22 protein-coding genes are annotated in these 19,689 nt (G+C 30.0%); 6 read left to right on the forward strand and 16 right to left on the reverse strand.

What is annotated here, in order from left to right; all coding sequences use genetic code 11:
- Positions 1-4: 4 nt before the first annotated feature.
- Genes L8X28_RS03920 through L8X28_RS03930 form a run of 3 tightly spaced genes read left to right on the forward strand, consistent with a single transcriptional unit; the run spans position 5 to position 1,859 of the window.
- The gene (locus L8X28_RS03920; protein WP_263665582.1) at positions 5-226 is read left to right on the forward strand and encodes a MoaD/ThiS family protein; all 222 of its coding nucleotides are present in this window, start codon (positions 5-7) and stop codon (positions 224-226) included.
- A 3-nt stretch (positions 227-229) separates the two neighbouring features.
- Positions 230-676: a molybdopterin synthase catalytic subunit gene (locus L8X28_RS03925; protein WP_039627992.1), complete on the forward strand. Its 447-nt coding sequence runs from the start codon at positions 230-232 to the stop codon at positions 674-676.
- A gap of 1 nt (position 677) precedes the next feature.
- A complete protein-coding gene (locus tag L8X28_RS03930; RefSeq protein ID WP_263665583.1) occupies positions 678-1,859 on the forward strand; it encodes a molybdopterin molybdotransferase MoeA in 1,182 nt (393 codons plus the stop codon).
- Here the strand turns inward: L8X28_RS03930 and L8X28_RS03935 are convergent.
- Positions 1,856-2,371, reverse strand: a complete 516-nt coding sequence (locus L8X28_RS03935; RefSeq protein WP_263665584.1) for a DUF1643 domain-containing protein — start codon at positions 2,369-2,371, stop codon at positions 1,856-1,858. The genes L8X28_RS03930 and L8X28_RS03935 overlap by 4 nt on opposite strands.
- Positions 2,372-2,400: 29 nt before the next feature.
- Complete coding sequence (locus tag L8X28_RS03940) at positions 2,401-3,471, reverse strand: Fic family protein (protein ID WP_263665585.1); 1,071 nt, start codon at positions 3,469-3,471, stop codon at positions 2,401-2,403.
- A 180-nt stretch (positions 3,472-3,651) separates the two neighbouring features.
- Here L8X28_RS03940 and L8X28_RS03945 point away from each other — a divergent pair, with 180 nt between their 5' ends.
- A complete protein-coding gene (locus L8X28_RS03945; protein WP_263665586.1) occupies positions 3,652-4,734 on the forward strand; it encodes an NAD(P)-dependent alcohol dehydrogenase in 1,083 nt (360 codons plus the stop codon).
- On the opposite strand, the gene L8X28_RS03950 is transcribed toward L8X28_RS03945, so the two are convergent.
- Both L8X28_RS03950 and rrpA read right to left on the reverse strand, forming a co-directional pair.
- Entirely contained in the window at positions 4,731-5,183 is a 453-nt protein-coding gene (locus L8X28_RS03950; RefSeq protein WP_263665587.1) for a lipocalin family protein, read from the reverse strand. The genes L8X28_RS03945 and L8X28_RS03950 overlap by 4 nt on opposite strands.
- Complete coding sequence (gene rrpA, locus L8X28_RS03955) at positions 5,180-5,509, reverse strand: MarR family transcription factor RrpA (protein ID WP_263665588.1); 330 nt, start codon at positions 5,507-5,509, stop codon at positions 5,180-5,182. Before rrpA ends, L8X28_RS03950 begins: the two co-directional genes overlap by 4 nt.
- A gap of 93 nt (positions 5,510-5,602) precedes the next feature.
- On the opposite strand from rrpA, the gene L8X28_RS03960 reads away from it, so the two are divergent.
- Positions 5,603-6,187: an NAD(P)H-dependent oxidoreductase gene (locus tag L8X28_RS03960; protein WP_263665589.1), complete on the forward strand. Its 585-nt coding sequence runs from the start codon at positions 5,603-5,605 to the stop codon at positions 6,185-6,187.
- Here the strand turns inward: L8X28_RS03960 and L8X28_RS03965 are convergent.
- The 6 genes from L8X28_RS03965 to lgt all read right to left on the reverse strand — a co-directional run bounded on the left by L8X28_RS03965 (position 6,177) and on the right by lgt (position 14,552).
- Complete coding sequence (locus tag L8X28_RS03965) at positions 6,177-7,994, reverse strand: dynamin family protein (protein WP_263665590.1); 1,818 nt, start codon at positions 7,992-7,994, stop codon at positions 6,177-6,179. The two genes, L8X28_RS03960 and L8X28_RS03965, sit on opposite strands and share 11 nt — an antisense overlap.
- Positions 7,984-10,209: a dynamin family protein gene (locus L8X28_RS03970; RefSeq protein ID WP_263665591.1), complete on the reverse strand. Its 2,226-nt coding sequence runs from the start codon at positions 10,207-10,209 to the stop codon at positions 7,984-7,986. Before L8X28_RS03970 ends, L8X28_RS03965 begins: the two co-directional genes overlap by 11 nt.
- Positions 10,187-10,912: a fumarate reductase iron-sulfur subunit gene (locus L8X28_RS03975; RefSeq protein ID WP_012661078.1), complete on the reverse strand. Its 726-nt coding sequence runs from the start codon at positions 10,910-10,912 to the stop codon at positions 10,187-10,189. Before L8X28_RS03975 ends, L8X28_RS03970 begins: the two co-directional genes overlap by 23 nt.
- Entirely contained in the window at positions 10,905-12,896 is a 1,992-nt protein-coding gene (locus L8X28_RS03980; RefSeq protein WP_263665592.1) for a fumarate reductase flavoprotein subunit, read from the reverse strand. Before L8X28_RS03980 ends, L8X28_RS03975 begins: the two co-directional genes overlap by 8 nt.
- The gene (locus tag L8X28_RS03985) at positions 12,880-13,659 is read right to left on the reverse strand and encodes a fumarate reductase cytochrome b subunit (protein WP_070255907.1); all 780 of its coding nucleotides are present in this window, start codon (positions 13,657-13,659) and stop codon (positions 12,880-12,882) included. Before L8X28_RS03985 ends, L8X28_RS03980 begins: the two co-directional genes overlap by 17 nt.
- Before the next feature lie 77 nt (positions 13,660-13,736).
- A complete protein-coding gene (lgt, locus tag L8X28_RS03990) occupies positions 13,737-14,552 on the reverse strand; it encodes a prolipoprotein diacylglyceryl transferase (RefSeq protein ID WP_263665593.1) in 816 nt (271 codons plus the stop codon).
- A 72-nt stretch (positions 14,553-14,624) separates the two neighbouring features.
- Here lgt and L8X28_RS03995 point away from each other — a divergent pair, with 72 nt between their 5' ends.
- Positions 14,625-15,422 carry a membrane lipoprotein lipid attachment site-containing protein gene (locus tag L8X28_RS03995; protein WP_263665594.1) on the forward strand — a complete coding sequence of 266 codons (798 nt, stop codon included), beginning with the start codon at positions 14,625-14,627 and terminating at the stop codon, positions 15,420-15,422.
- On the opposite strand, the gene L8X28_RS04000 is transcribed toward L8X28_RS03995, so the two are convergent.
- The 6 genes from L8X28_RS04000 to L8X28_RS04025 are packed head-to-tail and all read right to left on the reverse strand — an operon-like array spanning position 15,409 to position 19,598.
- Positions 15,409-15,948 carry a hypothetical protein gene (locus L8X28_RS04000; protein ID WP_070255897.1) on the reverse strand — a complete coding sequence of 180 codons (540 nt, stop codon included), beginning with the start codon at positions 15,946-15,948 and terminating at the stop codon, positions 15,409-15,411. The genes L8X28_RS03995 and L8X28_RS04000 overlap by 14 nt on opposite strands.
- Complete coding sequence (locus tag L8X28_RS04005; protein ID WP_220566268.1) at positions 15,932-16,486, reverse strand: hypothetical protein; 555 nt, start codon at positions 16,484-16,486, stop codon at positions 15,932-15,934. Before L8X28_RS04005 ends, L8X28_RS04000 begins: the two co-directional genes overlap by 17 nt.
- Positions 16,483-17,448: a hypothetical protein gene (locus L8X28_RS04010; RefSeq protein WP_258108108.1), complete on the reverse strand. Its 966-nt coding sequence runs from the start codon at positions 17,446-17,448 to the stop codon at positions 16,483-16,485. The genes L8X28_RS04005 and L8X28_RS04010 overlap by 4 nt, the downstream gene beginning before the upstream one ends.
- A gap of 5 nt (positions 17,449-17,453) precedes the next feature.
- Positions 17,454-18,077 (reverse strand): lysophospholipid acyltransferase family protein, encoded by a 624-nt coding sequence (locus L8X28_RS04015; protein ID WP_263665595.1) that lies wholly within the window; start codon positions 18,075-18,077, stop codon positions 17,454-17,456.
- On the reverse strand, positions 18,061-19,359 hold the full coding sequence (gene miaB / locus L8X28_RS04020; protein ID WP_263665596.1) for a tRNA (N6-isopentenyl adenosine(37)-C2)-methylthiotransferase MiaB: 1,299 nt from the start codon (positions 19,357-19,359) through the stop codon (positions 18,061-18,063). The genes L8X28_RS04015 and miaB overlap by 17 nt, the downstream gene beginning before the upstream one ends.
- On the reverse strand, positions 19,356-19,598 hold the full coding sequence (locus L8X28_RS04025; protein WP_070255886.1) for an HP0268 family nuclease: 243 nt from the start codon (positions 19,596-19,598) through the stop codon (positions 19,356-19,358). The genes miaB and L8X28_RS04025 overlap by 4 nt, the downstream gene beginning before the upstream one ends.
- Positions 19,599-19,689 lie beyond the last annotated feature (91 nt).

Below are 19,689 nucleotides of genomic sequence, written 5' to 3' on the forward strand. Positions count from 1 at the left end.
AAAAATGGTAAAAGTTGAATTTTTAGGGCCAATTAACAAAGAAAGCTTAGAACTAAATGTAAGTAATCTTAAAGAATTAAAAGCAATTTTAGGGCAAGATGAAAGCTTAAAAGAATGGCTTGAACTTTGTGCAGTTGCTTTAAATGATGAAATGGTTTTTGATGATAAAACTACCTTAAAAGATGGGGATAAAATTTGCTTATTACCACCGGTTTGTGGAGGATGAGTTATGTTTGAATTACACCAAGGAGCCTTAGAAATTCCTAGCATTTATGCTAGATGGTATGAATATGCTAAAGATAAAAACTGCGGAGCTTTGATCACATTTTGCGGTATAGTGAGGGCTGAAGATGAGATTGAGGCTTTAAGTTTTGATATATATGAGCCTTTATTAAAAACTTGGTTTGAAAAATGGTGCCAAAAACTTGCAAATGAAAATGTAAGCTTGATGTTTGCTCACTCTATCGGTGAGGTTAAAGTACATGAGAGTTCTTATTTTGCTGGGGTTTTAAGCAAGCAAAGAAAATTAGGACTTAAGTTAATTAATGATTTTGTAGAAGATTTTAAAGCAAGCGCACCTATATGGAAATATGATATCATTAATGGCGAAAAAATTTATGCCAAAGAACGCTCTTTGAAACTTCAAGGAGCAGGAATTTTAAGCACTAAGGACTAAAATGCTAACTTCTTATAGCCAAAGTTTAGACATACTTCATTCACACATACAAGCATATGAAAAGATAGAAAACATCGCTTTAACACAGTGCTTAGATAGAATTTTAGCCATAGATATCAAAGCTTCTACTAACAACCCTCGATTTCCTACTGCTTCTATGGATGGCTATGCGATTAAATTTAGCGAACAAGATGAGCCTTTGTCTATCATAGGCGAAGTACCTGCTGGAATTTTCCCAAGCTTTAAAATACAAAATAAAGAATGTGTTAAAACCTTTACAGGCTCTTTGATAAGTGAAGGTTGTGATACCTTAGTGCCTGTGGAAAAAGTTGAAGTTAAAAATGGTGTGATTTATATAAAAGAAAAAGTTCCACAAGGCTTTGCTGTGAGAAAGGTGGGCGAGAGCTACACTAAAGGTGAAATTTTACTCACAAAAGGCACAAAGCTAAGCTATAGCGAGATAGCACTTTTAGCTGAGCTTGGATATTTTCACATTAGTGTTTTTGCTAAACCTATCATAGGTGTGCTAAGTAGTGGAAGTGAGATCAAAGACTTGGGCGAAAGCTTAGAGCACCCTGCACAAATTCGCTCATCAAACCATATAGCCATAGCTAATATGGCGAAAAAACTTGGTGCTGAAGCTAGAATTTTTCCACTTTTAAAAGATGATATGCAAAAAACCCCAAGTGTTTTAAAACAAGCACTTAATGCATGTGATATTTTAGTTACCACCGGTGGAGTTTCCATGGGGGATTTTGACTTTTTAAAGCAAGCTGTTAAAGAATATGAAATCATCATAGACAAGGTCGATGTAAAGCCTGGCAAACACATCAAAATAGCCAAATTTGAAGATAAATTCATCTTTGCGCTACCGGGTTTTCCGTACTCGGCTATGGTGATGTTTAATTTATATGTAAGAGAACTTTTAAATGCTTGGCTTTTACAAGAAAAAGACTATATATTTAAGGCATTTGCAAATACTGACTATAAGAAAAAAAGTTCACATTTAGAATTTGTAGCTTGTAATGTAGAATTTAAAGATGGAAAAATTTATGCCAATTTAAAAGGCAAAAAACAAGGCTCAAGTGCTATCATCAACAACCTTAACCACAAAGCTGCACTTATGATAGCAAATGATGATATAAAAGAAAATGATTTAGTGGATATTGTTTTAATGCCTTAGTTTTTACATAAGTATTTTTTCATATCAAAATGCATTATTTTGGTATCATTTTTTAAATACAATGGATGTCTTGGGTTATTAGTTTTTGTAACTCCCAAACACAACCATTTTCTTGTTTTATTAAATTTATCTTGAGTAAAAATATCCTTTAATAGCACATGCAAATATTCTCTTATATTAATTAAATTTCCCCAACAAGCCAAAATATCCACATTTTTATATTCACATAAAATGTGATTTATATACTCTAAATTTTTGTTATGTATATCAACATTATATCCATAAGGAAGTTTATTTGGATTAGTTGAAATTTCTGGATAAATATTCAACATTATAAAGCTTTCATAATTATTAAATTTAATTATATTTTCTAATTTTTTTATGGTTCGATCAGCTTTTTTATCAGTTGCAATACTAGGATTGATTCCTATGCATAGTAAAATACTATTTGATTTCTTTCCTAAAACATATCTACACTTTTCATCATATACATATATATCATAATTTTTCATGCATAACCTTAATTTAATATACTAAAATATCAAAAAATTCCTTTTCTAAAAAGTCCTAAAAGTTTTGTATTAATGTAATAATTATTTCTACCTATTTTAACACATTCTAAAACCCCTAATTTTTCACAAATTTTAAGATATTTTGAAGCACTCTGTCTTGAAATATCTAGTTTTTTTATTAAAAAATCTATTTTTGTATAAGGGTGAGAAAACAAAAGTTCCACAAAATCTTTACTATAAAAATTTGTTTTATTTTGCAAAATATCGCTTACATCGTTCATCATTTTTTCTATTATAATGATGGTTTCAATTGTCTTTATAGCAGTTTGCTCTATACCTTTTAGTATATATTCTATCCATTCTAAAATAGCATCTTCATCGCGTACTTTTTGCAAAAGAGTATAATATTCATCTTTATTTTTAACTATATAAGCACTTAAATATAAAATAGGCAAATCCAAAAGCCCTTTATACACTAAATAAAGTATATTTATAATCCTACCTGTTCTACCATTTCCATCATAAAAAGGATGTATGCTTTCAAATTGATAATGGATGATTGCCATTTTTACTAAAAAATCAAGTTCATCTAGAGTATCATCATTAATATATTGCTCTAAATTTTTCATAAGCTCTTGTATATCATCAAAATTTTGTGGTGGTATATGCTTGATTTCACCTGTAATAGGATTTTTGAGCATGGTTCCACTTTGTTTTCTAAAACCTGCATTATTCCCTTCTAACCTTTTTTGAATTTCTAAAATATGAGCATTTCTTAATAGTTGTTCTTTTTTTAAAAGCTCATATCCTTTTTTTAAAGCATTTTCATAGTCTTTTACTTCTTTTGTCGCCCTTGTGAGTTTCTTTTCATCAATTTTAGACAAAAAAAGCTCATCGTGAGTAGTAATAATATTTTCTATCTCACTTGAATCTTTAGCTTCTTGCAAAATTAAAGCATTGATTAAAATATTTGGGTTTGGAATGCTTTTACTAAGTCCATTTAATTCGGCTAATTTTCTTGAAGCTTTGATGATAAGGTTATAAATATTTGCGTTTAATTTTATATCTAAAGGTAGTTTTGGCGGTATAAACTCTTTCATGTTTTTTCCATATGTTAAAATTTATAAAATTTTTTAACATTATAAAAAAATATGTTAAAAAAATCAAAAATTTTTAACATATTAATTCTACACACCTTGAGTATAGTATCTTACTTTCTTTTCCCTATTGCAATAAAAACCTAGCTTTAATATAATTTCAAAAACCACAAAGGAGAGAAAATGGACTCAAAAATCTTTTTAGAAAATGGTCGTGTTAAAAGTAAAGGTTATGCCATGCTTAGCAAGGATTCTAAATTCACCCCTTTTGAATTTACACGCCATAAAGTAGGTAAAAACGACATCTTAATCGCTATCAAATACGCAGGAATTTGTCATAGTGACATACATACCGCAAGAAGCGAATGGGGCGAGGCAACCTACCCTTGCGTACCTGGCCATGAAATAGCAGGAGAAGTCATCGCAGTAGGTGAAAATGTGAGTAAATTTAAAGTAGGCGATTTTGTTGGGGTTGGGTGCATGGTAAACTCATGCGGAGAGTGCGAAGCATGCAAAAAATCTCAAGAGCAATTTTGCGAAAATGGTAAAACCATCTACACTTATAACTGTAAAGATGTATTTCATGATAATGAAAACACCTATGGAGGCTACTCAAACAACATCGTAGTAAGTGAAAAATTTGCTATCAATGTGCCACAAAATGCACCACTTGACAAAGTAGCGCCTTTACTTTGTGCAGGTATTACTACCTACTCACCGCTTAAATTTTCAAATATCAAAGAAGGTTCAAGCGTAGCCATAGCAGGATTTGGTGGGCTTGGTATGATGGCAGTAAAATATGCTGTGAAAATGGGTGCAAAAGTAAGTGTTTTTGCAAGAAATGAGAACAAAAAATCAGAAGCTCTAGCTATGGGTGTGAGTAATTTTTATACTAGTACAGATAAAAGTGTGGTGAAAGAAAGATTTGACCTCATCATCTCTACCATACCAACCTCTTATGATCCGCTAGCTTATATGGATTTATTAAAATTTGGTGGTGAGATGGCTATAGTAGGATTACCTCCACATGAAGTAAGTCCTAGCATTAACATCATTCATTTTGTACATAAAGCCGGTAAAAAAGTATATGGCTCGCTTATTGGGGGCATTAAAGAAACTCAAGAAATGCTTGACTTTTCTTTAGAACATGGAATTTATCCTGAAATTGAACTCATTAAACCAAGCGAGATTGACAAAGCTTATGAAAACCTCACTTCAGGAAAAGCCAAATTCCGCTATGTAATCGATATGAGCGAGCAGGATTAATACTCATCAAAAATCACATCGCTAGTATCAAAACCTCTTTGCTTGGCTATTTCAAGCAAAGAGTTTATTTGCTCTTTTGCTAAAATCTCTCTTGATAAAATCCAAAGATATTTTTTATCAGGACTACCTACAATAGAAACTTGATAATTTGTATCAATGTAAATAATCTCATAATTTGGCTTGTTAAAAACATTCATAAAAATACTAAATTTAACCGCTAAAGATCTTGGTGATTTTACCCTAGCTTTGCCATTTGCCTGAGAGATTTCTCCATTTTCTTTAGTGCATATATTTTTGACTTTGATTATAGGTGTAGAGCCTTCATACTCTAGCTCATATTCTGCTTTAGCACTTTTGCAAGTTTTTTGAAAAAAGGCAGGTTTTCTAGCCATTTCTAACCATGTGCCCATGTATTTTTCTAAATTTATACCATCTAATAATTCTATCATTTTTCTTCCCTTTGATTTGCCTCGCCCCAATCACACATCGCTTGTAAAATAGGAATTAAACTTTGTCCTTTTTTAGCAAGGCGGTATTCTACTTTTGGAGGGATTTGTGGGTATTCTTTACGCGTGATTAAATCATCATTTTCAAGCTCTCTTAAAGTATGTGTTAAGGTCTTAAAAGAAATATTACCAAGATATCTTTTAAGTTCATTATATCTTACAACTTCATAACGAAACAAACAATACAAAACGCTCATCTTATACTTTCCTGAAATCAAAGATAAAGTATAATTAAATCCGCATTCCGTAAAATCGCACTTTTCTTCCATATACTTTCCTTTTATATAGTATCTTACATAAATTTCAGTATTGAAATAAAATTATAGTTAAATTATAATTTTAAAAACATAAAAGGATAAAATATGCAAAAAGTATTATTATTAAACGGTGCAAAAGAATTTGGACACTCCAAAGGAAGACTAAACACAAGCTTGCATGAGCTTGCACTTAAGACTTTACAAGAGCTTGATTTACAAACTCAACAAACACACATAGATCAAGGCTATGATACAAACAATGAGGTAGAAAAAATTCTAAATGCTGATGTTTTGATTTGGCAAATGCCTGGTTGGTGGATGGGAGAGCCTTGGATAGTAAAAAAATACATTGACGATGTTTTCACAGCAGGACATGGAGTATTTTATAAAAACGATGGTAGAAGTCATAATGAACCTACTAAAAATTATGGCACAGGTGGGCTTTTAAAAAATAAAAAATACATGCTTTCACTAACTTGGAATGCTCCAATGCAAGCTTTTGATGATGAAAATGAATTCTTTAATGGAGTCGGAGTTAATGGAGTATATTTACACTTTCACAAAGCACATGAGTTTTTAGGAATGAGTGCTTTGCCTACTTTCATAGCAAATGATGTAATCAAAAATCCTCAAGTACAAGAATATTTTACAAACTACAAGGCGCACTTAGAAAAAATTTTTAAAGCTTAGAAATTTGGGATTTGATGCTAGAAATCATTGATTTTTTAGCCTCAAATTCACTTTTTAAATTCAAAATAATCTGTCTTTTAGTCTCAATAAAATCAACAAAACTTTGCATATAATTTTTATAAATTTTTAAAACTACAGGCTTATTTAAAAGCAAATCTTCAAATTCATATACATTAAGCTCGGTTAATACTCTTTGATGTGCTTCACTTGCTTTAGGATAATACAAGCTAAACTCAGTGCTATCAAGCTCGTAAAATTCTTTACTTGCATTCATTTTAGTACTAAAAAATCCCAAAGTAAGTTTAGTAGCACTTTCATAATTTGCCAAAGCCTTTAGATTAAGCTTTTCTAAAAATAAATCAAGTTCAAGTTGGCTTTTAAACAATAATTGTTTAAAATCTTTTAAAAAAAGTTCTTCACTAGCACTAGCAAAGCTTCTAAAACTAGCAAATTCTTTTTCACTTTCTAAGGCATTTTCTTTTTGTAAATTTGAAAATTGAGCCTTAAAAAGCAAAATTTGCTCTTCTAAATGAGTAAAAAATAAGGAAAAATCATCTTTAATTTGACTAAATTCTAAAGCGATTTCATTTTTTAATCTTTTAAATTCCTTATTCATTGCTTCAGAATTATAAAACATAGCCAAAAACGCATCATCACTTGAAAGATATGGCGCTTTATAAGCAACTTTTTCATAAAGATTTTTCTTAAATAAACCCTTAGCTTCTTTATAATAACTACTATCTTTTTCTTTGATAAATTTTAAAATTTCTTGAGCAATTTTTTCTCCAACAAGTTTTAATTTATCCAAACAATTATGATTTAGAATTTTGATTTTTTGCTCTAGCTTGCTTGTTTTGAAAATTTGCAAAATAGCATTAAATTTAAGCTCTAATTGCTCTAGTGCATTTTGAAACAAATCATATTGATTTGACAAAAGCTCGCATAAATTACTAAGTTTTTCTTTAATAAAATCTTTTTTAATGCACTCATAATCAAGTTCTTTTAAATACTCATAAAGTAAAGATAAATTTGACTTTTGTAAATCAAATTTTGCTTCTTTGCATGAAATTGCGATGATTTTTTCAAAATACTTATCAAAAACTAAATGAGCGTAATTTAAAACATTTTCTAACTCATCTTGACTTAACTTATCTTTTTGATTTAGCACGCAAATCCCACCACGCTCTAAAAGCTTAGCATTTGCCTTTATGACATCTTCTTCACTTTTTTTACCTGCATTATCAATCAAACTAAGCCAAATAGCACTATGCATAAAAGAAAGCTCTTTAAAAGTAGTTAGCGTATCGGTGGTGTTTGCATTTAAACCCGGGGTATCTATAAGCGTGATATCTTTTAAAAGCTCAATAGGTGCAAAAAGGTGCAAACTTTTAGTTTCTTTTAGCTCATTTCTTTGATCGCTAAATTTAGAAAGCTCATCTATATCAACAATCTCATCGCTACCATCTTCATATTCAACTCTTAAAAAATACTCCTTAGCATAGCGTAAAAAAGTAGGCTTAAAAGTCACTGGCACCACGCCTGTTGGCAGGCATTCTTTTTGTAAAATCAAATTTAAAAGCGTGGATTTACCGCTGGAAAATTGCCCTATAATAGCCACATTAATGGCTCTTTTATAGCTAGCTATAATCATTTCAAGATCTTTTAAAAAGACATCATTTAAATGCAAACTTGGTTCTAAAAATGCATTTTTGATTGCTAAAATCTTTCCTTCAAAACTATCATCAAAGCTTTTACAATAAGCATTTTCATAAGCTTTTAAAAAATCATTAATCAAATCATTTTGCATTTAAAAGCTCCGTTTTTAAAGTTTTTAAACTTTGTAATTTTGTATTGTTTTTTTCTAAAAACTCTTTGGAATTTTGTTCATTTTGTTCTATTTGCAAAATCAAGTCTTTTAAGTCTTTGATTTGTTCTTCTTGCTCTTTTTCATATAAATTTAAACTAAACTCTAAATTAGCAAAAAATTCTTGATTATTTTTTAAATCTAGGGCAATTTTTTCTATATTAAATGTTTGTAATTTTTCTAAAATTTGATTTTCTAAAGAGCTTTCTAGTTTATAAATATCTTGCGTGGATTCTAAATTTTTTAAAAGCTCCGCTTTTAATGCCATAAAAAGATCATTGGTAAAAATGCTTTCTATTTTTGTTTCAACCTTACTTTTAAAATCATCACAATTTTGCTCTAAAATAGCTTTTAAAAAATCATATTTCACACTTAGAGTGTTTTTAAGCTCATTAATTTTATACTCACTTTGCTGTTTTAGCTCTCTTAAAAGATCAAAAATTCCATCTTTTAAAGTCGTATCAATGATAGTATTTAGTCTTTGAGTGTTGTTTTTGATTTTATTATTTTGATTATATTTTAACTCATCTATAAGTTTTTCTTTTAATTTCTTAGCTAGTAAATGCAAAAGTGTTAAAATTTCTTGAGTATTTTCATCTTTTGTGTTAAAAATAGCACTTAGTTCTGCTTTTACTTGTGTTAATTTTTCTTTTTTTGCTTTAAAATCATTAACAATAGCTTGATTTTGCTTATCAAGCTCAAAGTTTTCATAATTTAGCATTTTATTAGAAAATTTAATTTTTTCTTCCATTTTTTCCAAATGTAATAATAATTCTTTTTTATAAGCACTTAAAGCAATTTTGTTTTTATCATATAAGCTTTTAGCTATAAGTTCTTCTAGTGTTAAAATATTACTTTGTTCTAAATTCCCACCTTTTTTTTGATAAAAATCATTAGCTAATTTTGAAGAAATACACACAAAATCTAAATTATCTAACAATTCTTGGCTAAGCTGCTTTTGTGCTAAATTTTCTTTGAGTCTATTTTTAGTATAGCTAATTACTTCTTGCAAGTCTTTTTGACTAAGCAAGTCAGCCTTAGTAAGCACAATTAAAAGCTTACTTACCCTTGAAGTTAACAAACATTCTATAATAAAATCACAATCTTTTTGACTAAGACTTTGAGAAGCATTCATAAGGTGGATTAAAAAGTCAGCCTTGCTTATATACGCTTTTGTTAAAAGTTCTCTTTGGATAATAACATCATCAAGTCCTGGAGTATCAACTATACAAACATTATCTTTTAAAAAATCAAGCGATGAAAAAAGTTCTATTTTTTTAATAAGTGCTGAGATTTTGTTTTTTGCACTAGTGTAATTTTTTAATTCTTCAATTTTTATTTCTACATTTTTATTTTCTTTTTCAAGATATTCATTTAGATTAAAATTTTGCTCTAATTGTTTTATAAGTTCTTGCATGTCTTGATTATCTTTAGAACTTTTTAAAATATCTTGCCATTCTTCTTCACTCCAAAAATATATCTTAGCTTTTTGATCTTTGCCGTATTTTAAAACACTCAAATTTGCAGTTTCAGGCACATTAGATACACCTAAAAAATCTTTTTTTAAAAGCGCATTTAGCATGCTTGATTTACCTGCATTTACCACACCCGTTACCGCGATAGAAAAATCAATATTACCAAATTTAACCAAAGCTTCTTGTAAGAGTTTTTGAGCTTTTTCATCCTCGCAAAGCTCTTGTAAGTTTTGATTAATGAGATCTAATGTTTGATGTGAGTTTTTAACTTCTTGCTTGTAATCTTTTTGAATAACTTTTTGCCTAGATACAAAAGCATATATTAAAGTATTATCGGTGATTTTTTGAAGTTTTTCCAAAGCTTTTAAAAGCTCGTTTTTGTCTAAAATTCCCAAATTTAAAGCATTAATAAAACAAACCTGTGCATACTGTATACCATAAAGATCTAAGCGTAAATTTAAGCTTTTCGTCAAATTTTTAAATTCATTTAAAGCGCTAAATCTTTCATAATTATCAAGATTAGTACTTAAAATAATTGCTGCTTTTTGAGCATCAATTAAACTTTCATCAAAAAGTGTATTTGTATCAAGATAAACGCTATGATTTTGCCAAATTTGTTTTAGTAAGGTTTTAAGAGCCCCCTTTTCTTGGGGGCTAGGATTATTTGTTTCTTTGAGCGACAAGCTGTCTTCTCATATAAGCGATTTTGCTTTGTAAAGGTAGTTCTTTTGGACAATTATCTTCACATGCAAGTAAAGACATACATCCAAACACACCATCATCATCACCCACTAATTCATAAAAATCCTCTATGGTTCTGTGATCATGTGGATCTTGTAAATATCTAGCTGTTCTTAAAAGCCCAGTAGCTGCGATAAAGTCAGGTCTCATCAACTTAGTCGCACAAGAAGCAACACAAATTCCACACTCTATACAACGATCAAGTTCAAAAGTCTCATCAGCAACTTCTGGTTCAATGCGCTCTTCAAGTTTAGAAATATCTGTTTCTTTTTCATTATGTACCCAGCTTTCAACGCGCTTACACATACCATCAAACCACTCACCTGTATTAACACTCAAATCTTTAATATGTCTAAATGCAGGCAAAGGCATAAGCTCTATAACGCCATCTGGATAGTCTTTTGTCAATGTTTTACAAGCAAGTTTTGGCTTACCATTGATCATCATAGCACAGCTTCCACAAATCCCTGCTCTACATACAAAGTCAAAACTCAAATCCGCATCCATTTTTTCTCTGATTTGAGTTAAGCACACAAAAATCGTCATAAATGGAGTTTCTTCAAGCTCATAAGTAACAAAATGAGGCTTAGAAATTTTACTTAATGGATTATATTTAAATGCTCTTATTGTTAATTTTCTACTCATAATCAACTCCTATTCTTTGATTTGGCGCTTTAAATTTAGCTTGTAATTCATAAGGCATTAAAGCATGTTGAATTTCATATCTACCTTTGCCTTCTGCTTCCATTTTTTCACGGATCACATCAACTTCAGCTTGGCGTTTTTCACTTAATGGGTTTTCAATGATATTTCCTTTAGCACCATAACCTCTAAATGCAGGTGGGATTTCCATTTTCATAATGTCAAGATCTTCATACTCAACTCTAGGCATACTTTCACCTTCTACCCAGTAAGTATTTGTTCTTTTCATCCAATTTAAGTCATCTCTTTTTGGATAATCTTCTCTATAATGAGCCCCACGGCTTTCTGTTCTTAAAAGTGCACCATAAGCAACACATAAAGCAATTTTTAGCATTCTTGGAACTCTATAAGCTTCTTCAAGTTCTGGATTTGCACATTTTAATTCTTTATCATGTACTTTTAAATCAAGTGATTTTTGATACAATTCTTCAAGCTCTTTAACCGCTTCTTCAAGACCTTGACCTGTTCTAAAGATAGCTACTTTTTCCCACATAATGTCTTTCATTCTGTTTTTGATTTCAAAGACATCATGCTTTCCTTCTTTACTTACAAGAGATTTTAAGTAATCATACTCTTTAGAAAGGAAAGATTTAACAATGTTTGTATCAATTTCTGAACCATTTTCTTTACAATATTGTGCAAAATAATCCCCTACGATCATACCTGCAACAACAGTTTCTGAACATGAATTTCCACCCAAGCGGTTAAATCCGTGCATGTCCCAACAAGCTGCCTCACCACATGCAAAAAGACCATTTAGCCATTGACTTTCACCGGTTGGTTTTGTTCTAATACCACCCATTGAGTAATGTTGCATAGGTAAAACTGGCGCCCAGCCTTTTGGACCCTCATCAGCAGGATCAATACCATTAAATGTTTTACAAATATCTTGAACATCACGAAGATTTTTTTCAACATGAGCACGACCAAGGATAGAAATATCAAGCCATAAATGATCTCCATAAGGGCTTTTTACTCCTTTTCCTTTTCTAATATGCTCCATCATTCTACGACTTACAACATCCCTACTTGCAAGTTCTTTTTTCTCAGGTTCATAATCAGGCATAAAGCGGTAACCATCAACATCTCTTAAGATACCACCATCACCTCTACAACCTTCAGTTAGTAAGATACCACTTGGCACGATTGGAGTTGGATGAAATTGCACTGCTTCCATATTTGAAAGTCTGCAAAGTCCAGTTTCAAGTGCAATAGCAGCTCCCGTACCTTCACAAATAACAGCATTTGTAGTTTGTTTATAAATTCTACCATAACCACCTGTTGCAATCATAGTTCCTCTAGCAACATAAGCAATTAATTCTCCATTAGTTAAATCTCTAGCAATAGCTCCTAAACATTTTTTACCATCATGAATTAATCTTACTGCTTCCATTCTATCAATGATTTTAACTTGATGTTTAATCGCTTCATTTGCCACACCATATAACATACAATGCCCTGTTGCATCAGCGATATAACATGTTCTCCATTTTTTAGTACCACCAAAGTCTCTTGCATTTATAAGACCATGCGCTTCTTCTTTTTCTTCGATAGTAGTTTTTTGAGCGTTTATAACAACAGTTCTAGGTCCTTTTGTAACTCTAGTCCAAGGCACACCCCAAGCAGCAAGCTCACGAACCGCTTTTGGAGCAGTTTGTGCAAACATTCTAGCTACTTCTTGATCACAGCCCCAGTCAGATCCTTTTACTGTGTCAGCAAAATGCACATCTTCATTATCACCTTCGCCTTTTACACTATTTCCTAAACTTGCTTGCATACCACCTTGTACAGCAGCTGAGTGAGATCTTTTAACCGGACAAATACTTAATAAAGTTACACTCTGACCACTTTTTGCAACTTCAATAGCAGCTCTTAAACCTGCAAGACCACCACCAATAACTAAAGCATCACTATATTGTATGTTCATATTTAGCTCCATCATAAGTTTTTACTATTTGCGCTACAGAGTTGTTTTGGTAATTATTAAGACCTATTTTTGCAAAAGCAGCTAAGCTTAATACACCTAAAACTAAGAAGAAAATACTAATAAACCATTTTGCTTTTTTAAGTTTTTTACGACTTTCTTTTGCATCTTTACCTTCAAACCAACCCCATTTTACACATAATCTATATAAACCAATACTTCCATGCAACTCAACACAGATTAATAAGGCAATATAAAATAACCACATAAAATGACTTACCACTCTATCGCCTGACATATCAGCACTGATTTTATCTGCATTAGTTATAACAAAAATCAAATGCGCTGAACCTAGGAAAAACATTACAAAACCAGTTGCAGCTTGAACCCACCATAAAGAAGAATCACCATGATTCATATATTTTAAGTGTGTTCTACAAAGTTGATATTGTCTAAAATTGATAGGAAATTTTCTCATTGCAAGACCTGCATGCACAAAGAAAATCACTAAAACACAGGCGGCTAAAAAAGAAGTGATGTAGCTCATCATAGGGCTATCAATGATAAATTTTAGTTCCAAAAAGTGAACTACTGAATCAAAAAAATCATCACTAACCAAAATGGTAGAAACGAAAAACATATGTGCCCACATAAACAAGCCTAAAATCAAGCCTGTTGCACTTTGAATATAGTCAAGTTTTGCTGGCATTTTGCTTTTTTTGCCATCAACACTCTTGCCTAAAAAACCTTCAATGAGTTGGCTCATATTTACTCCTTTAAAAAGTTGATAATTTATAATATCGGAGCAATTATAGAACTTTTATTCTTAAAAAAAATAAAAATTTATAAATTTTTTTTAATATTTCTTAAATAAAAAGATAAAATTAGTCCTAATAAAAACATTATAATACTTAAAATTTGACCCATACTCACACCAAAAGCAACAAAGCCTATACCAAAGTCAGGCTCTCTATAAAACTCACAAACAAAACGCGCTAAAGCATAAAAAATTGTATAATAAGCAATAAGCTCTCCATTGTATTTTTTATATTTTTTTATCAATAATAAAATGATAAAAACTATAAAACCTTCTAAAAATGCTTCATAAAGTTGCGAAGGATGACGCAATATCCCATCTACATAAATACCCCAAGGTACATCCGTAGCTCTACCAAATAGCTCTTGATTTAAAAAATTTCCAATACGCCCAAAAATATAACCACATGGCACACTAATAGCAACCAAATCTAAATATTTCCATAAATTTTGTTTATTTTTTTTACAAAAAGCATAAGTTGCTATTAAAAATCCTATAACAGCACCATGGTAACTCATACCTCTAATTCCTACAAATTCTCCATTATAAAAAGGATTAAAAATTTGCCAAGGATGCGTAAGATACCATAAAGTATTTGCATCATAAATTAAAATATAACCCAATCTTGCACCTAAAATTACACCAATTTCCACCCATATAAAATAACTATCAAGCATAGCTTTTGAAATTCCCATATTGTCTTTAATAGCATAGTATTTTGCAACCATTAAAGCAACAAGTAAGGCCAATACATACATAATACCATACCAATGCACTTTTAAACCAAAAATTTCAAAAGCCACTACATCAAAATTTGCATAAATATTTTGCCAAAATTCCATAAAAAAGCCTTTATAATAAAACACATAATATAGCAAAAAATTGTATAATTATAAAAATAACAAGGAGAGATAATGAAAAAAATATTATTATTTTTTAGCATAATTTTATTTTTAAGTGCTTGCACTGGTAATCAAAAAACTTATTATATTTCTATGCCAAGTTTTAAAAGCTCTTTTGAAGAACATAACAATACAAAAGAAAATAGCCCAAAAATTAAAATCAATGAAATAGAAATTATTAAAAATACTTTTTATAGTTCTTATTTTGAACAGTCTACCCTAAATCAAAGAATCAATAAAAGCCTAGAATTACTAAAAAAACAGCTATCTAAAGATAGTAAAGCACTATTAGAAAGTAAAGGATATACAATAGATAATGAAAATCCTGATTATGCTTTTAATATTACCATCAGTGCTAACTTATATGAGGATAAAGTTACAAGAAATTCAAGTCTTGGAGGCGATAGTGTAGAATCTTCTTTTATGATTATTTTAGAAGCTCAAAGTCATTTAAATAATTTGCATCAAGAAGATACTTTCCAAAGCACAACGAGTTCAGCAAAATTAAATGATCCTATTATTTTAAACTATCCTATAAAAGGTCAAGCAAGTATAGAAAGTTTTAGACAAGTTTATAGTGCTGTCCCAACCCAAGTAAATGAAAGTCTTGCAGCTAGTGCTTTGGAAATTGATAAAGTTTTTGTTGCTTTTTACAAAGAAATCACTTCTAGTTTAAAAACCAATATAAAAGAAATCAAGGAAGAATCAAAAGTACAAGAAAATTTAGAAGCTCAAGATATAAAACAAGATAGTAAAAAGGAAGAAAAAATCTCTCCTTATCAAAATAATGAAGTAATTATTTTTGAATAGCTAAAGCATGAAACACTTTGATTCTAAATTTAAGATCAATGTGTTTTTCTTCTGATTTAAATTCAACAGGCGTACTTATTTCTATTAAATTTTTATATCTTTGTAAATCATTTAAAAAAGAATAAAAAGCTTGTGGATTTTTCATCTTTACGCTAACTCCAAATTGATATTTTAAATATTCTTGTCTTTTTTTAATAGGAATAAGATTTATTTTAACATCATCAAAATAATTTTTCATAAAATCCATTAATTCTTTTTGAGAAAATTCCGCATTGATTTGAGCTAAATTTTGCGCGTTTGTGCTTTGAAAATCTCTAATAACCTTTTCCAAAGCTTGTAATTCATTTAATGCTTTGGTATTTTGAATTTGTTGAGCGGCTAATCTGGAATGTTCGATTTTATAATCCTTCAAAAAAGGTACAATTAAGAATAAAATCAATATTGCACAAAGTGCAACAAATGAAAAAGAATAAATCAATATCTTTAATATATCAGCTTCTTCTAAGCTCTTATCTTTTTTGTTCATACATTTCCTCTGGTATAGTAATATTTACACTAACAAAGCGATACCACCCATTTTCTAATTGATAATAGCTTGTTTGAGAATTTGAAAAAATACTTCTTAATGGGGCTTCTAACAACAAAGCAAACATTTCTTTAGTAGGTGTAATACCTCTTAAAATAAGCGACCTATCTTCCATTAAAACCTCATCTAAAGATATATTTTTAGGCACTAAAGTAAAAAGGTTTTGAATACTTTTTAATAAAACTTTATTTTTACCATTCTCTCGTTCTTGTTCTAAATCCCCTAAAATCATTTCTGCTTTATTATTTTGTCTTACTAATTCTTGATATTTAAGTTTATTGGAATTAATTTGAGCTATGATTTGAGCCAATTCTTTTTTCTTATCATCAAGTTGCACAGATGCATAGTAGCTTTTAAAAACAACAACAATGAACACCACAAAAATCAAAGACACACTAATACTAGTAAAATAAATCCAAATTCTAGTAAAAAGATTAAAAACTGGTTTTATCTTAGGCTTTATTAAACTATATCTCATAGCTTCAAATCCTTAACTACAAGCTCATTCATCAAATTTAAAGTATCTATAAGCTCTACTTTTGGCTTTATAAAAAGCTCATTTTCTAAATAATCTAGCGAGGTTGCACTAAAACTTTCCTCATCAAAAATTACAATTTCTTCTAAAAAACTATTATCATACAAAGGATTATGATAAAATTCTTTTACACTTGAAATGATGTATTCTATCATTTTCATATCTGAACTAAAATTTTCTAAAGATTCCATAGGAAGCTGTTCTTCATTCTCATCTAAATCTTCAAGCTTATCAAGTTCTTTACTCATCTCTTCTAAACTTTTTAAATCATAATTTTGTTCATTTTCTTCTTCTTGGCTTTCATCATCAATTTGCAAATCAAATTCTTCCTTAATGTCATCAAAAAAATCAACTTCGTCATAATTTTGAGTAGCTATATTAAAATAACTTCCAAATAATATAATCTCATTTTTACAAATTAACATCGCAACAAAATCATGATATCTATACACATAAAGGCCTATTTTTTCTTCAAAACCTCTATTTGCTATACAATGATAAAGCAAAGAAAAAGGTGAGTAAAGCAAATCTAAACCACCAAAAGCTTCATAATCTTCTTTGTAAGAACTCAAAGATTGATTGGAAACATACAACAAAGCATTATTAAAAGGAATACATTTAACATTATTTGCTTCTACTCCAAAATTAGAAAGCTCTTTGAAATTTGAACTTGGCACTACACCTTGAGCAATAGGTGTAAAAAAGGTACAAATATAATAAATTTGAAAGTCTTTACTTAAATTTTTAACATATTCTATTGCTTTTTCTTTATCTTCAAAACTTTTTTCAAAAGTATCAACTGGTTGAGATTTTTTCCAAGTATGACATCTTATAATGTATTGTTTTTCATCATAACAAATACAAATTAAAAGCTGTAAAATATACTTTCTAAAAAAAGATAACATGGTGTTTATCCTTTATCTATTTGATTTATCATATCAAATTTTTCTTTTATCAATACTTTAGCTTCTTCTAAATTCAAATTTTGTATTTTGATTTCTTCACTTAATCTATAAGTAATCTTAGAAAAAGGCTTAGGTAAAATCATTTTATCCCAACTTTTAAATTTCCAAAAAGAACTTGCTTCATAATTTAGCAAAAAAAGTGGAGCATTTTTTTTTAAAGCTATCATCACAGAACCATCTGAAACACTATGATAAGGTCCTCTTGGCCCATCTGGAGTAATAATCACATCATCGCCTTGATCTAAAATTTTAAAAGATTGTTTCAATAAAGTCAAAGCACCTTTGCTTGTGCTACCTCTTAAAGTATCTAAACCAAAAAAAGCAATATTTCTAGCAATGATCTCCCCATCTTTATGGTGTGAAATCATAACATAAGCTTTTTTTCCTTTAATACCCATTTTACGATAAGCAAAAGGCATTAGAGCAAGACGCCCATGCCAAAAAAGTATCACGCATGATCTTTTTGGAAGCTTTTGCCCTAAATAAACCTTTCTACAAGTTAAAAAAATTAGCCATTGTAATAAAAAAATTCCAAAAGCTAAAAGATTAATCTTAAAGGATTTCGCCATTTAACACCATACGCCTAGGATTGGTGATTTTTACTTTTTTCATTTGTCCTAATAACTCTTCACTACCTTTAACTTGAATCAAAAAGTTATTATCACTTCTACCTGCTACAAAACCTTCACTTCTTAATTCTTCAAATAAAACTTCAAATTCTTTATCTTTTTGTTTTACAACAATTTCATCTAAAATTTCTGTATGTCTTGCTTGTAAAACACTCAAGCGTTTTGAAGCTATATCATCAGGAATTTGATTTGGCATAGTTGCAGCTTTAGTTAATGGTCTTTTAGAGTATTTAAAAGAAAACATTTGCTCAAATCGCACTTTTTCAAGCACATCCATGGTATCTTCAAAGTCTTTATCACTCTCACCTGGAAAAGCCACAATCACATCAGTAGAAATACTCACATCTTTACACATAGAACGCAATTTCAATGCTCTATCTAAATACCACTCTTTAGTATATCCGCGTTTCATAGCCTTTAAAATTTCACTTGAACCACTTTGCAAAGGCATATGCATAGACTTACAAACTTTAGGATTTTTAGAAAAAACCTCTAAAAATCTATCGTCCATATGCAATGGATGTGGGCTTGTAAAGCGGATACGCTCCAAACCTTCAATTTCACTTAGCTTTTCCAAAAGATCTGAAAAATTAATCTTTTCATGAGCATTAGAAAATCTTTTGCCGTAATTATTAACATTTTGTCCTAGTAAAAAAATCTCTTTAGCACCCTTAGAAACAGCTTTCAATGCTTCATTTTTAATAATCTCAAAAGGTATAGAAATCTCATCTCCTCTTGTGTGAGGCACTATACAATAAGTACAATGCTTATCACAACCTATGGAGATATTAATATAGGTCTTATAAAGGCTATTTCTAAAATCTGCAAAGGCATAATTACTCTCATCAAAATCTACATCATTACCTAAAAATTTTGGAGTATTTACGGCCTTTGTGATTTTGGAAACATTTCTAGCACCCAAAACAAAATCCACACTAGGAGCACGCTTGAAAATCTCATCTCCCAAATGTGAAGCAGTGCAACCACAAACTCCTATTTTAGCTCCATTTTTTTTGATTTTTTCAAAACTTCCAACTTCTGAAAAAAGCTTATGTACAGGCTTTTCACGCACCGAGCAAGTATTGATTAAAATCAAATCTGCTTCTTTTGCATCTTGAGTTAATTCATAATTTTCTTTTTCTTTAAGTTCAGCTATCATATGCTCTGAATCACGCACATTCATAGCACAACCTAAAGTTTGTATAAAAAGTTTTTTACTCAAAGAATATGTACCTCATACATAAAATCTGCATCATCTAAACCATATTTGATTGTTCTATGATAAACACATTTTCCTTTTTTTTCAAAATGCTCTACTAAAGCGATTAATTGCTTATGGGCATTATCTTTATCAAAATAGAAAAATTTTTGACCTTCTTTATCCACAGCCTTTTCAATACTTTCTAAACTTATACTTTTTGGCTTTTCATCAACAGAGGTTCTTGCTATTTTTAAGTCCATATCATCATCCTCAAGTTTTTTTAATCTGAAATTATAGCAAATTTTACTTTTAATTAAACTTATTAAAGATATAATTTTATTCTTCAAACTT

This window comes from Campylobacter sp. CNRCH_2016_0050h (assembly GCF_025772605.1).
GTDB classification, from domain to species: domain Bacteria; phylum Campylobacterota; class Campylobacteria; order Campylobacterales; family Campylobacteraceae; genus Campylobacter_D; species Campylobacter_D lari_D.